A 14,281-nucleotide genomic window follows, 5' to 3' on the forward strand; every position below is an offset into this window, starting at 1 on the left:
ATTGAAAACGTTACCGGTAACCTTTTCAATCAGGGTTAGAGAAGGTTAATTTAGAGTTTTAGAGGTTGAATTCTGACCTGTTATCGGTTAAATATATAACTTTAAGGTGATATAAATGGCAGCAGGAGAGAATATTACAATTAAAGATATAGCTGAAAGGTGCGGAGTTTCAGTAACTACGGTCTCAAGGGTTTTAAATGAGAAACCTGATGTTAATGATGAGACCAGAGCCAGAGTTTTAAAAGTTATTGAAGATTCAAATTACCGACCTAATGGTATGGCCAGGAGTTTAGTTATTAATCAGACCTATTCGGTTGGACTGATTATACCTGATATTAATAATCCATATTTTCCTGAAGTGGCCAGAGGCGTTGAAGATCAGGCCCAGGACAGCTCTTATTCTGTAATTTTTTCAAGTACAGATAATAAACTGGAGCAGGAGCAAGAGGTTATTGATTTGATGCTGCAAAAGCGGGTAGATGGCTTGATTGTTTCCCTTTCGCTGGCCAATAGAGATATTTTAAAACGGCTGGAATCCAGAAATATACCGGTTGTGCAGTTAGACCGGAAGATACCTGATTCAATATATCCGGCGGTAATGATTGATAATCAACAATCTGCTTATAAGGCAGTTCAGTTTTTGATAGATGAAGGTTATAAGGAGATTGCTCATATTACAGGAGATTTACAGACTGTGCCAGGTCAGGACCGGGAAGATGGTTATAGAAAAGCTATTTTAGATAATGATTTAAGGTTGGCTGAAGATATGATATTTGAAGGTAATTTTAGTAAGAGGTCTGGATACGAGGCTATGGAGCAGATGATCGCTAGCGGTAACTTACCTGAAGCAATCTTTGCAGCCAATGATATGATGGCATTAGGGGTCCTGGAGGCCTGCCGCCATGCAGAGATTAGAATTCCAGAGGATTTAGTTTTAATTGGCCATGATAATATTTCGATTTCCAACCTGGTTTATCCTGCTTTAACAACGATGGCCCAGCCAAAATATAAGTTAGGAAGACAGGCCAGCAAGATGTTGATTGATCTGATTAATATTAAACAGAAAAAAGGAAGCCTGGATAAAGAGGATTTCTTTGCAGACCAGATCCTGGAAACTAAATTGGTTAGAAGAGGCTCTACTGCAAGGGTTTAGAGGAGGGAAGCTATGGCTGAAATAGTAATTATCGGTTCGATGAATATGGATTTTGTGATTAATTGTGATAGATTACCTGAACCTGGAGAGACACTAACTGGAAGGAGTTTTGCCAGACATCCTGGTGGTAAAGGTGCCAATCAGGCTGCAGCTGCAGGACTTTTAGGCGCCAGACCACTATTTATTGGAGCCAGAGGAGCTGATGAGATTGGTCAGTCCCTTGAGGATAATTTAAATCACCAGGGTGTTGAGACAGAGTTGATTACTGCTGATACTGAAACAGGAACGGCCCACATCTTTGTTACTGATGATGGTGAGAGTCATATAATAGTTATTCCTGGGGCCAATGGAACCCTTGATAATGGTGATATCCGCTCGGTAGCGACAGAAATACAGGAGGCTAAAATCCTGTTGCTTCAGCTTGAGATTCCCCTGGAGGCTGTAATGGAAGCTGCCAGAATTGCTGCAGAGGCTGGTACGACAGTTATTCTGGATCCGGCCCCTGCTCAGGAGCTGCCAGATGAGCTTTTAGAGAGGGTAGATTATTTATTGCCAAATGAGACTGAACTTAAGATGTTGACTGGATCAGCTGAAATTGAAGCAGCCTGTAATCAGCTTTTAACTAGAGGTGTTAAAAATATAATTGTAACGCTTGGAGATAAGGGAGCTTTGCTGATAAATGCTGAAGGTGAGAAAGATTTTGCTGCTCCAGAGGTTGAAGCTGTTGATACAACAGCTGCCGGTGATGCTTTAGCTGGAGCCTTTGCAGCTGCATTAAATAAAGGGCTTGAGCCTGAAGAAGCTGTAAGAGAGGGCATCTATTATGGTTCGGCAGCAGTTAGTCGGCCTGGGGCTCAGAGTTCTTTATTTTCCAGCGCTGAATTTGCAGAATTTTTAAATTCCAGGTCTGAATGATAGGAGGTCTGTGAGATGAAAAGAGGAGTATTATTAAATAGTTATTTAAGTGGCCTGATTGCAGATTTAGGTCATAAAGATAAAATTGTGATTGCTGATGCAGGGCTGCCAGTTCCTGCTGGCGTTGAGAAGATTGATCTGGCAGTAAGTTGTGGCCTGCCTGGTTTTGTTGAAACTTTGCAGTCAGTTCTCTCTGAATATCAGATTGAAGCAGGTATAATGGCTGAGGAGATAAAGACTGAAAATCCAGTGGTTCTTGATGAGACACTGGCTGTATTACCTGAGGAAATAGAACCAGAGTTTGTTAGCCATGAGGAATTTAAAAGGATGACTGAGGATTGCAGGGCAGTTATCAGGACAGGTGAATGTTCGCCCTTTGCCAATATTATTTTAGTTGCCGGGGTGACCTTTTAATGGCTAATAAATTGCTTGAGATGAAGAATATTAGCAAAAGCTTTCCTGGTGTGCAGGCTCTTTCAGAAGTTGATTTTAATGTTGATAAAGGCGAAGTCCATGCTTTAGTCGGTGAGAATGGTGCCGGTAAATCAACATTGATGAAGGTTTTGACTGGAATCCACCCTGATTATGAAAAGGGCAAGATATTTTATAAAGGCGAAGAGGTTAGATTTAAGAGTCCGGCAGAGGCTCAGGCGGCTGGTCTGGCAATAATTCATCAGGAGTTAGAGTTGATTCCAGAACTGACAGTTGCTGAGAATGTCTTTTTAGGCAGGGAGCCTGGTCGTGGCTGGATAAATAAGCGAAAATTGAAGGCTGATACTAAAAAGATCTTTGACAAGATGGGTATTGAGATAAATATTAACAAAAAGATTAAAAACTTGACTATTGGTAAACAGCAGATGGTTGAGATTGCCAAAGCTATCTCTCAGGATGCTGAGATTATTGCAATGGATGAACCGACATCCTCTCTGTCTCAGCAGGAAGTTAGAATTCTTTTTGATTTGATTAAGGATTTAAAAGCAGAGGGGATTGGGATTATTTATATTTCCCATCACCTTGAAGAAATCTTTGAGATCTGTGACCGGGTAACTGTGTTACGAGATGGTTATAAAGTTAAAGAACAGGCTGTGGCTGATACTGACAGAGACGAGATTGTCAGGCAGATGGTTGGCCGGGATGTTGAAGATAGATTTCCAGATTTTAAAATTGATGAAGGTAAGCCTATCTTTGAGGTTAAAAATCTGTCAGTGCCAGGTTTGATTTCAGATGTTTCTTTTGAGGTGAAAAAAGGTGAAATCTTTGGGTTGGCAGGCTTGATGGGATCCGGACGTTCTGAGATTGCCAGAGCTATTTATGGTTTATATAAAAAGCGGTCTGGAGATATTTATTTAGAAGGCAGAAAACTAAATATCAAATCTCCTGGAGATGCAATTGATAATGGTGTCTATTATCTGACTGAAAATAGAAAAGATGAAGGTCTTATACCTGAGCTTTCAGTTGGTGAAAATATGAGTCTTTCAATTCTTGAGCAGTTGACCTTTGTCAGGGGAGTTATTTCAAAAAGGAAAGAGAAGAACCTGGTTAAGGATTTTATTTCCAAGTTAGATGTCAGGACCCCTGGTCCCTGGCAGTTGATTAAGAATTTAAGTGGAGGTAATCAGCAGAAGGTTATTCTAGGCAGAGTTTTATCGACTGACCCTAAACTGATTATTATGGATGAGCCGACTAGAGGTATTGATGTTGGCGCTAAACATGAGATTTATAAGTTGATGGAAGAACTTGCCGCTGAAGGTGTTACAATTATCTTTATTTCTTCTGAATTGCCAGAGATCTTGAATTTGACTTCAAGGGTTGGAGTAATTTATAATGGCAGACTTCAGGGAATTATTGATGGTAGTGAAGTTACTCAGGAGAAGATAATGAATCTGGCAACAGGAGGTAGTTGATAGTGGAATATGCAAGTAACGAACAGAAAGATAAATATAAAGAATTCATTCTCCAGTTTTTAGATAAATTTAAAGCCGGAATTGGCCTTCTGGCGATGGTTATTGTTATGTCTTTTTTAAGCGATCGCTTTCTGACACTACCGAATATGTTAAATATCTTCCGACAGGTTTCAATTATGGGGATTATGGCTGTTGGAATGACTATGGTTATTCTGGCCCAGGGTATTGATTTATCTGTTGGTTCGATTCTTGCTCTTTCTGGTGCTGTCACTGCTGGAATGATGGCCGGTGATACCAGTATGGTGCTTTCTGTTTTAATTGGTCTTGCAGTTGGTACCGGTCTGGGGCTTTTTAATGGGCTGATGATCTCTAAAGCTAAATTACCTGATTTCATTGTTACTTTAGCAATGATGAGTATTGCCAGAGGACTGGTTTTAGTATATACCGGAGGAAGGCCAATTTCTGGTTTTGATCCTGCTTTTAGGACTATTGGTGGTGGCAGGGTTGGTATGGTTCCAATTCCAGTAATTATTTTTGCAGTGATATTAGTAATTGGCTATCTGGTTTTAAATAAGACTACCTTTGGCAGATATATTTATGCAGTTGGAGGTAATCAACAGGCTGCCAGACTTGCTGGAATTAATACAGATAGCATTAAAATAAAGGTTTATGCAATTAGTGGGTTTTTATCTGCAGTCAGTGGTGTAATTTTAACTTCAAGGCTTAATTCAGCCCAGCCGACAGCAGGTGTTGCCTATGAGCTTGATGTTATCGCTATGGTTGTTTTAGGTGGTACCAGCCTGGTTGGAGGAAAGGGTACGATTGGCGGAACTTTAATTGGTGCGCTGATTATTGGAGTTTTAAATAATAGTCTTAATCTGTTAGGTGTTGCTTCCTTTTATCAGGAAGTGGCAAAGGGTCTGGTTATCCTGGTTGCGGTCTTGCTGGATAGTCTTCAGCACCGGGACTAAGATAATATAAATAGTTTAAAATCTAAAAGGGGGTAATATTAAATGAAAAAGTTAGTTGCTCTGGTTGTTGTTATGTCATTCATGCTGGTTGCAGGTTTTGCTGGTGCTGCTGAAGCCTATGATGTTGGTCTAGCGATTTCAACTCTGGATAACCCGTTCTTTGTTGATTTAGCTGATGGTGCTGAAGAAGCTGCTGAAGAATTAGGAGTTAATCTGACTGTTGTTGATGCCGGTGATGATGCTGCAACTCAGATGAGCAGCGTGGAGGATTTAGTAATTCAGGGAATGGATCTGATTGCGATTAATCCTGTTGATGGTGATGCAATTGTTCCAGCTATTGAAGAAGCCGATATGATGAATATTCCTGTTATTACTGTTGATAGAGGCGCTGAAACTGATGTAGCAGTTCATATTGCATCTGATAATGTTGAAGGTGGCCGAATGGCAGCCGAATATATGGCTGAGATGCTAAATAATGAAGGTAGAGTTATTGAACTTGAAGGTATTCCAGGAACTTCAGCCGCTAGAGAAAGAGGCGAAGGTTTTAATGAAGTTATGGATGAAATTGAAGGTATTGAAATAATTGCCCGTCAGCCTGCCGATTTTAATAGAGCTCAGGGTATGAGTGTTATGGAAGATTTACTTGAGGCTCATGAGAATATTGATGCTGTATTTGCCCATAATGATGAGATGGCCCTTGGTGCAATTGAGGCAATCGATGCCGCCGGTTTAACTGATGAGATTATGGTTGTTGGTTTTGACGCTATTGGCGATGCTTTAACAGCTATTGAAGAAGGTACTTTAGCTGCAACAATAGCTCAGCAGCCTCATGAAATGGGAAGATTAACAATTGAGATGGCAGTTCAACTTCTTGATGGCGAAGAGGTTGATGAATTTGTTCCAGTACCTCTTGAGTTGATAACTCAGTAAGCTATATGAATTAGTTGGTTGAATAAGAATTTGAGTTTAAATATAATATTGTTTTAATAATGGCTGGTGGCCCTGGTGGGCTGCCGGCTTTTTTTGTCTCATATATTGAGATTTTAATGCATAATATTCATTTTACATGTATATTTAATGTATAAAAACTTTGTGAAATATGCAAAGAGATAGGACTTGGTAAGAGTCGGGTGTGGAGGGGGTCTGGAGAGGAGTTTTTGTATATTTATTCAACTGGTAAAAAGTTTAATTAATAGTTGCAAAATAATTCACGATCTAATATAATAGGGTGGTAGTTTGAAATTATTGCTAATTATGAAAAATATATTATGGCGTAAAAATTTTGAATGATATTGAGGTTGCGAATGGGGGGTTAGGCAGGAGTATATGGAGAGTAATAGTTAGTTAATTAATAAAATTAAGAGGTGATTAAGATGAATAATATATTTTATATGGAGAAAAATGAATTGATGCGATTTGTTGAAGATAAGTTTATAGAGATGGTTGATAATGGGTCAATATCGATGAGAGATAAAGAAGTTAAGGATATGATGAACAATAGGGTTGCCAGAGATGAATTTTTGAAAATTGCGATGTCAGATGGTTATTTAATTTTGATGACAGATAATTACCTGCGGGGGATTGAGTGTGAGCAGGCAGGTGGTCTGATGTATCTGGAAGAGATGGATTGTGATGATGAATCTTTGAGTGCTTTGCCAGAGAAAGATTTTAACTGGCTGTCGACTATAATTAAAACTTGTTTTATTAATTTTTTATTTTCTAACGATTATTATCCTGAGGAACTATTTATGACTGAGGGTTACTCATATAAAAATTCTGTCTTGTATGTTGATGATTTTTTAGTTAGTTTATTAGAAAAAGATTCAGTTACTGATAGTGAAAAAGAAGAGATGGAAAGGATATTTGAACTCTGGTTTGAAGCCTTTGATGGTTATGATATTTCAACTTTCGAAAAATATATAATAGAAGTTTTTGATGATTGCTGGGATATTCAACTGGCTTATTTAAAGAGTTTAATGAGTCCTTTTATAGAAAATGGTTACATTGAGGATGATATTGAAGGTGAAAGGTTTATTGTGACGGAGAAGACTTTTAAGTGTATAGATTGGATGAAATCTTTGAAGGGTTTGTAGGGGTGGACTGAATTTTATTAGTGATAAAAAATAATCAGTAAAATACTTTAAATAGGTATTTTTTCTTATGTTTTTGCAGGATATTTAATGATGACGGCGAATATTAATAACAGGGCATAGAACTAAATATTTTGGCAAAATTACTGAAAGGTAATGGCGCAAAGCTATGGGTCTAAAGATGGTTTATCGATGATTGCCAGGCTGCGATGAGTTTTAGATTTTATTAGTTACTGTAGCTATTTTACAGTAACTTTTATTTTTTAAAAACATAGTAAAAAGGTATTATACAATAAATATAGAAGGAGTTTATAATATGTAAGTTTTATTTAAAAATTTGCAGAAATATATTTAGCTTAATCAAAAAAACATAAAGAGGAGTGAAAATGATGAAGTTTAAGAAGACGATGTTGCTGGTTTTTGTACTTATCTTAGTTGTTGGATTAACTGGCTGTGATAACTGGCAGAGTGGGCTTGATGAGGTTGAAAATGCAACCGGGCCTTCATGGGATCTGGATCTTTCGATTCCGTTGTTGCCGGCGACAAATGTTGATGTTGGGGAGGAACTGGCTAAGGAGTTTGATGAGGATTTAGATACTGATGAAGATGGGAATTTTAAAATTAGCCTATTAGAGGAAGATGATAGAGAAATTATAAATGAAAAGATCAATATTGATGATTTTAAGTTTGAACCTGTTGAGTTTGAGCCTGAGTTAGATGGTGTTGAATTTAACCTGGATGATGTAAGTTTTGATAATATAAATTTAGAGAGTAATGCTGATGCTAGCTCACTGGATAATTTAAACTCTGAATTTAAGGTTGATGAAACTGAAAAAATTGATGTAAGTGAATTGACTAATATCGATGGTTTTGAATATCTTGAATTTACTGATGGAAGTATAGTTGTTGAGATACCAGAGGAATTTGAGTTATCAGATGATGGTGTGAAGATTGAGTTTGCAGGAGAGAAATTAGATCGGATCGATGGTAGAACTTTTAGTTTTGATGGAGTTAGCATAGATAAAGATAAATTTGCTGACGATAATAATGAGATTGAAATAGAAATCATCTTTACTATTGTGGAGTTAGAAGGCGATAAAGATGGAGATTATTCAGTTAGTTTAAGGGTTGATGAGGATCTTGAGTGGGATATTAGAATTGAAGATTTTAATTTAGAATATGATTTTGCTTTTGATTCTGATGTAATCGATGCAGAAGATATTGTTTTTAAAGAAGATAGTAAATTAATATTTGAAATAATAGATTCTGATTTGACTTTTGAAGATATTAAGCTTGTTATTGATGATAGAGAAACTAATAAAGATGGTGAAATAAACCTTGCTGGCATGACATTACAGGAGTTGTCTGATAGTAAAATTGAATTTAGTGGAACTCTTCCTGGCGATTTAAATGATTTTGAAATTGGGATTAATCCTGCTAATTTGGCCTGGGAGGTTAAAGCGGAGGACGCAATTAAATTAATTAATGATGAGATTGAATCAAATGGTAATGACAAACTATTTAGTGAGGAAATTGATTTAACTGATCTTGATATTGATGATTTTAGCGATTACATTAAACCTTCTGCAGGTGGGCTTGAGTTTTTGATTGAATTGACTTCAGATATTGACGGTTTAGGCTTTGAACTTGATGGTTTTGTATTTGATGTGGATGGAGAAGAAGTTGAGGTGGATGATTTTAAGTTAAAAGCTGGAGAAGTTAGTGAGCTGCCAGAAGGTAAAATTGATGATTTATTTGATCTTATTTTTGATAGTGATGATCAGCCAGAGAAATTAACTATTAAAATTGATGGAATAAAAGCTATTAATGAGGATGATAAATTTATAATATATCCAGGGGATAATGAAATTAAAGCCAATGCAAAAATGAATTTTTATCTGGAGTTTGAATTTGTGGCAGATGAGAACCTGGATAATTTTATTTATAGGGCTGAACCTGAAGAATTTGATCTGGATGAAGATACCAGGGATGCTTTAAGTAATAATTTGAGATCGGTAGAGATTGTTCAGGAGATAGTTAATGAGTTGCCATTGAGTGGTGAGATTGAAATCTTTATCAGGGGAGATGAAGTTGATAAAGATGATTTTTATGATGATGGAAATGAGGGCATTTATAGTTCTGGATTGATTAATCTTAAAAAAGATAATCAGAGATATCGTTATCAGCAAGAACTTGATGAAGACTTTATTGAGGCCTTAACTGAAGAGAGCCCAATTTATATTGGCTTTAGAATAAAGATACCTATAGATGAAGATGAACCGGTGAGATTTTCAACGAATGATAGAATTGAATTGAAGATGTGGTCGAATGTGACAGTCAGAGTTAATTCTCAGGATTAAGGGGGTAGACAGAGATGAAAAAATTAGTTGTTTTAGTTATAGCGATTATGTTGGTTGCTTCTGTGTCAGTTAGTGCAAATTCACCGGTCTCCCTCTTTCCTGGGGAGACAGATAATATTGACAGGAATCCGGCGATGTTGAGTTTGACTGATTATGATTATGCTCTGCAGTTGAATCCATTTTATGGTGGAGCTTTCAATAATGCCTGGACTTTTAATCAGGTCTTTGATAATTTAAATGCTTATCTTGATGATTCCAGGAAACGAAATATTTTAGAATCTATTAGTGATAATGGTTTAGGTGTTGGGGCTGAGTTGAATTCTGGTCTGGCCTTTGGCCGGAATGATTGGGGCTTGCGAACTGGATTGAAATCTTATGCTGCAGCCACTATTGATAAAGAGGTCTTTGAGTTTATCTTAGAAGGAATGGCGACTGATGATGAGCCATCGATTGATTTGAGGCTGGATAATACCAGGTTTAATGCCAGAGCTGTTGTTGATACTGGATATGCCAGGGGCTTTGCTTATGAAGATATATCCGAGCAGATTGGATCTGAGCAGCTTGATGAGATGATTGCTGACTGGGAGTCATTTTATGTTGGATTTGGTGTTCATCACCTATTAGGTCTTGCCAATGTTGATGGTGGTTTGACTGGAAACGCTAATCTCGAGTTTACTGATGAGACAAGTATTGAGGTTGATGGTAGAATGCAGTTTGATTATACAACTCCTGCTGATGATGGTTTAGGACAGGGTCTGGCAATGGATTTTGGATTCTGGGGTAGTCCAAATCCTGAGTGGGAAGTTGGTTTTGCTGTCAATAATCTTGGATTTGTTCGCTGGCCATCTGCTACCAGATATAGCCTGGAAGAGGAGATTTATATTAGACTGGAATCAGCTGATGAACTTGATGGTGGATTTAGATTTGTTGATAGAGATGGAAATGAGATCGATGATTTTGAAGACCTGATTGAATCTGATGAGGTGACTGAAGAGCGGATAGGTTCTTATATGACTGCAAGTCCTGTATCTATTAAGGTGGATGCTGTCTATGATGCCCATCCTAATGTTGATTTAGGTGGTTCTGTTGGTTTCTATCAGGCTCCGAGGAATAATTTCAGCCTGGCTTTTGCCAGTAAGTTTACTTATCCTGAATTTATGCCGGTGACTCTGGGTATTAATTATGATACTTTCAGGAGAAATATTTCGCTGCCATTTAAGCTCGGTTTTAGAACTGAGCGCTGGGATATTTTAAATCTTTATGTTTCTGATTTGAGGATGATTCCAGCCCATGGCCGGGGTTTAACTGTTGGGTTTAGTACTGGTTTTAGATTTTAGATAATGACTTAATAAATTTAAAATCCCTCAGGATCTTTTGATTCTGAGGGATTACTATGTTTAAAAATAATTTTTGATAATTATTCAGTTGTCATATCTTCAAATATTTTTACGACGTTTTTTCTGGCATTTTCAATATGGCAGCGGACTATTTCTTCGGCCTGTTTAATATCGTTATCTTCCAGGGCATTATATAATTCTTGATGTTCTTTAAATGCTTCATCCATCCGACCTCTTCTGCTGAAACTCTGGGATCTAAATCTGGTGATCTGTTCAAAGAGGGTATCCAGTACTTTCTGGAGCCAGCGGTTATCTGCTGCTTCATATATAATCTGATGGAAGGCTATATCTACCTCTATGCATTTTTCCAGGTTTTGCTGACTGGTGGCAGTTTCTAATTCCATTAGATGATTTTTTAGCTGGGATTTTTGCTGATCAGTTAAATTAGCTGCAGCCAGCCTGACTGCAAGGGCTTCAAGTTCGGCTCTAACCTCAAATATATTATCAATCTCTTTTTTGGATTCGATTCCTGCTACAAAAATTCCTTTCTGGGGATGGATTTCTATAAGTTCTTCTAATTCCAGCATTCTTATAGCTTCTCTGACTGGAGTCCTGCTGACGTTTAGTTCTTCTGCGATTTTAACTTCTATTATCTTTTCGCCAGGGTCCAGCTTTCCTGTTAGTATTGCCTCCCTTAACACCTCATAAACCTGCATTCTAAGGGGCTTATAGCTATAATTATTTAATGATGGCAAGTTGTATTCTGTCATTTTCGGCACCTCTTTAATTTAGTATACTAATATATTACATTATAATATTATTGGCTGCCTTTGTAAAATTTAAAATCCATGTATACAGGTATTTAAAAAGCAAATCGATTTACTTTAATTCTTTAATTGCTTATAATTTTAATAATCTTAAAGGAGTTGAGTAAAATGGAGAATAAGATTAGAGAGGATAAAGTTTATTCTGGTTGTGCAATTGCAGCAATTATGGATAGAAGAAAAAAGAGGTTTAGTTCTGATAGGATTGTAGAATCAATTACCAGTATGAAGCCGCGATCGAATGGCTTGGGTGGAGGCTTTGCAGGCTATGGCATATATCCAGAGCATAAAGAAAATTATGCCTTACATATATTTGCTAATGATCAAAAAGCTGAATTAGAGCTAAGGGAATATCTTGATCGATATTTTGAGATTATTGAGGAAAGACCTTTTAGAGTCAATAGGGGTGTCAGTCTGGATAATGAGCCTGAGCTTTTAAGATTTTTTGTTCAACCGGCTGTTAGCGAGATTAAATCAAGCAGTTATTCTAATACTCTTGCTGAAGAAGATTATATCTTTAAAAGGATTATGGAGATTAACAGTCAGCTTGATGGAGTTTTTGTTGTTTCATCTGGCAAGGATATGGGGATCTTTAAGGGGCTGGGTTATCCTGGTGAGGTTGCTCAGTTTTACAGGCTTGAAGAGTATTCAGGATATCTATGGACTTCCCATGGGCGATTTCCAACCAATACTGCAGGCTGGTGGGCTGGAGCTCATCCTTTTGGGCTTCTTGGCCGTTCTGTGGTTCATAATGGCGAGATATCTTCTTATGGCACAAATAGCAGATATGTTGAGATCTTTGATTATAAATGTAGTATGGCAACTGATACGGAGGTTATTGCCTATCTTCTTGATCTTTTGATCAGGAGACAGGGGATTTCAGAGCAGATTGCCTGTCAGGCGCTGGCGGCTCCCTTATGGGATAAAATAGCCAGACTGGATGAGCCAGAAAAGAAACTATTAAAAAAGTTAAGGATTATTTATCCAGATGTTTTATTAAATGGTCCATTTTCAATTATTGTTGCTGATAATGATGGCCTGGCTGTATTAAATGACAGGATTAAATTGCGGCCAATGGTTATTGCTGAAAAGGGTGCCAGGTTTTATGCAGCCAGTGAGGAATCTGCTATCAGGGCGGTTGAACCGAATCCTGATAAAGTTGAATTTCCTGCTGGTGGAATGCCTGTAATTGAAAAGGTAGAGGCAGGTGAGATGGTATGGCAGCAGGTAAATTAAACTCAGGATACAGAGTAAGTATTAATCAGAATAGGTGCATAGACTGTGGAATCTGTGAAGAGGAATGTCCCTATGGGGTTTATGACTTTAGTGATGGCGGTCCATTAGAGATTAAAGATGAAAAAGAATGTGTTAACTGTCAGAGATGTGTTAGTTTCTGCCCTAAAAATGCTATTACTATCGAGGAAAATAAAAATAAACCGGTAAAAAATAGTCACTGGTCTTCCAATCATATTGATTATATCAGGCGGCAGGCCAATGGTGGAGGAATTTTATTATCAGGTATGGGTAATCCAGAACCTGGTAAGGTTTACTGGGACCATCTTAATTTAAATGCCAGTCAGGTGACCAATCCGGCTATTGATCCTTTAAGAGAGCCGATGGAGTTAAAGACTTTTCTTGGCCGGAAACCAGATGGATTGGAATTTAATGAGAATGGGGAGCCAGAAGAGCTGCCACCACAACTGGAGCTTGAGACACCAATACTCTTTGCAGCTATGTCCTTTGGCTCTATAAGTTTAAATGCCTGTAAGGCTCTTGCCAGTGCTGCCAGTAAATCTGGCATAATGTATAATACTGGTGAAGGCGGACTTCATAAGGACCTTTATCAGTATGGAGATAATACTATTGTCCAGGTTGCTTCAGGGAGATTCGGTGTTCATAAGGAGTATCTTGAAGCTGGCAGGGCAATCGAAATAAAGATTGGCCAGGGTGCTAAACCAGGAATTGGTGGCCATTTACCTGGTGAAAAGGTAAGTCAGGATATATCTGAAACGCGAATGATACCGAAAGGGACTGATGCCTTATCGCCAGCTCCCCATCATGATATTTATTCGATAGAGGATTTAAAGCAGTTAATTTATGCTTTAAAGGAGACGACAGCCTATGAGAAACCAATAATTGTAAAGGTATCAGCTGTTCACAATGTGGCAGCAATTGCTGTTGGTGCAGCAACAGCCGGGGCTGATATTATTGCAATTGATGGCTGGCGAGGCGGTACTGGAGCTGCTCCGACTATGATCAGGAATAATGTTGGGATTCCAATTGAACTGGCTCTGGCAACAGTTGATGATAGATTGCGAGAAGCTGGGTTAAGGCAGAATGTTTCAGTCATTGCTTCAGGTTCAATCAGGACCAGTGCTGATTTAGTTAAAGCTATAGCTTTAGGGGCAGATGCCTGTTATATAGGGACTGCTGCTTTAATTGCTTTAGGTTGTAGCTTATGCAGGAGCTGTTATTCAGGAAGTTGTAGCTGGGGGATAGCAACCCAGAAACCGGAACTTTATGAAAGGCTTGATCCCGAAGCAGGTGCTGAGAGGCTGATTAATCTAATCAAGGGCTGGTCTTATGAAATAAAGGAGATCCTAGGTGGGATGGGTCTTAATTCCCTGGATAGCTTAAGGGGGAATCGTTTGATGTTAAGAGGTGTTGGTCTGAATTCGAGAGAGTTGGAGATATTAGGTGTTAAACATGCAGGTGAAAGTTAAGATG

12 protein-coding genes and 1 riboswitch are annotated in these 14,281 nt (G+C 38.1%); of the genes, 11 read left to right on the forward strand and 1 reads right to left on the reverse strand.

The window, feature by feature from the left end; translation table 11 throughout:
* Positions 1–115 precede the first annotated feature (115 nt).
* From I0Q91_RS07710 to I0Q91_RS07750, 9 genes are all read left to right on the forward strand, one after another.
* Positions 116–1,153: a LacI family DNA-binding transcriptional regulator gene (locus I0Q91_RS07710; protein WP_270453875.1), complete on the forward strand. Its 1,038-nt coding sequence runs from the start codon at positions 116–118 to the stop codon at positions 1,151–1,153.
* A 12-nt stretch (positions 1,154–1,165) separates the two neighbouring features.
* The gene (gene rbsK, locus I0Q91_RS07715) at positions 1,166–2,068 is read left to right on the forward strand and encodes a ribokinase (RefSeq protein ID WP_270453876.1); all 903 of its coding nucleotides are present in this window, start codon (positions 1,166–1,168) and stop codon (positions 2,066–2,068) included.
* Positions 2,069–2,083: 15 nt separating this feature from the next.
* A complete protein-coding gene (gene rbsD / locus I0Q91_RS07720; RefSeq protein ID WP_270453877.1) occupies positions 2,084–2,482 on the forward strand; it encodes a D-ribose pyranase in 399 nt (132 codons plus the stop codon).
* Positions 2,482–3,972 (forward strand): sugar ABC transporter ATP-binding protein, encoded by a 1,491-nt coding sequence (locus tag I0Q91_RS07725; RefSeq protein WP_270453878.1) that lies wholly within the window; start codon positions 2,482–2,484, stop codon positions 3,970–3,972. The genes rbsD and I0Q91_RS07725 overlap by 1 nt, the downstream gene beginning before the upstream one ends.
* Positions 3,973–4,019: 47 nt before the next feature.
* A complete protein-coding gene (locus I0Q91_RS07730) occupies positions 4,020–4,943 on the forward strand; it encodes an ABC transporter permease (protein WP_345790969.1) in 924 nt (307 codons plus the stop codon).
* 42 nt (positions 4,944–4,985) lie between these two features.
* Positions 4,986–5,873 (forward strand): D-ribose ABC transporter substrate-binding protein, encoded by an 888-nt coding sequence (locus I0Q91_RS07735; RefSeq protein WP_270453880.1) that lies wholly within the window; start codon positions 4,986–4,988, stop codon positions 5,871–5,873.
* A 443-nt stretch (positions 5,874–6,316) separates the two neighbouring features.
* On the forward strand, positions 6,317–7,036 hold the full coding sequence (locus I0Q91_RS07740) for a hypothetical protein (RefSeq protein ID WP_270453881.1): 720 nt from the start codon (positions 6,317–6,319) through the stop codon (positions 7,034–7,036).
* Positions 7,037–7,159: 123 nt separating this feature from the next.
* Positions 7,160–7,245: riboswitch (cyclic di-GMP riboswitch) on the forward strand.
* Positions 7,246–7,419: 174 nt separating this feature from the next.
* Positions 7,420–9,393, forward strand: a complete 1,974-nt coding sequence (locus I0Q91_RS07745) for a hypothetical protein (RefSeq protein ID WP_270453882.1) — start codon at positions 7,420–7,422, stop codon at positions 9,391–9,393.
* Between the two features lie 14 nt (positions 9,394–9,407).
* Entirely contained in the window at positions 9,408–10,730 is a 1,323-nt protein-coding gene (locus I0Q91_RS07750; RefSeq protein ID WP_270453883.1) for a DUF5723 family protein, read from the forward strand.
* Positions 10,731–10,810: 80 nt separating this feature from the next.
* On the opposite strand, the gene I0Q91_RS07755 is transcribed toward I0Q91_RS07750, so the two are convergent.
* Positions 10,811–11,500, reverse strand: coding sequence for a GntR family transcriptional regulator (locus I0Q91_RS07755; protein WP_270453884.1), 690 nt, complete (start codon positions 11,498–11,500; stop codon positions 10,811–10,813).
* Positions 11,501–11,665: 165 nt separating this feature from the next.
* Between I0Q91_RS07755 and I0Q91_RS07760 the strand changes: the two genes are divergently transcribed.
* The gene (locus tag I0Q91_RS07760) at positions 11,666–12,790 is read left to right on the forward strand and encodes a class II glutamine amidotransferase (protein WP_270453885.1); all 1,125 of its coding nucleotides are present in this window, start codon (positions 11,666–11,668) and stop codon (positions 12,788–12,790) included.
* On the forward strand, positions 12,772–14,277 hold the full coding sequence (locus I0Q91_RS07765) for a glutamate synthase-related protein (RefSeq protein WP_270453886.1): 1,506 nt from the start codon (positions 12,772–12,774) through the stop codon (positions 14,275–14,277). The genes I0Q91_RS07760 and I0Q91_RS07765 overlap by 19 nt, the downstream gene beginning before the upstream one ends.
* Positions 14,278–14,281: the final 4 nt, after the last annotated feature.

It is taken from the genome of Halonatronomonas betaini, from assembly GCF_015666175.1.
GTDB classification, from domain to species: Bacteria; Bacillota; Halanaerobiia; order Halanaerobiales; family Halarsenatibacteraceae; genus Halonatronomonas; species Halonatronomonas betaini.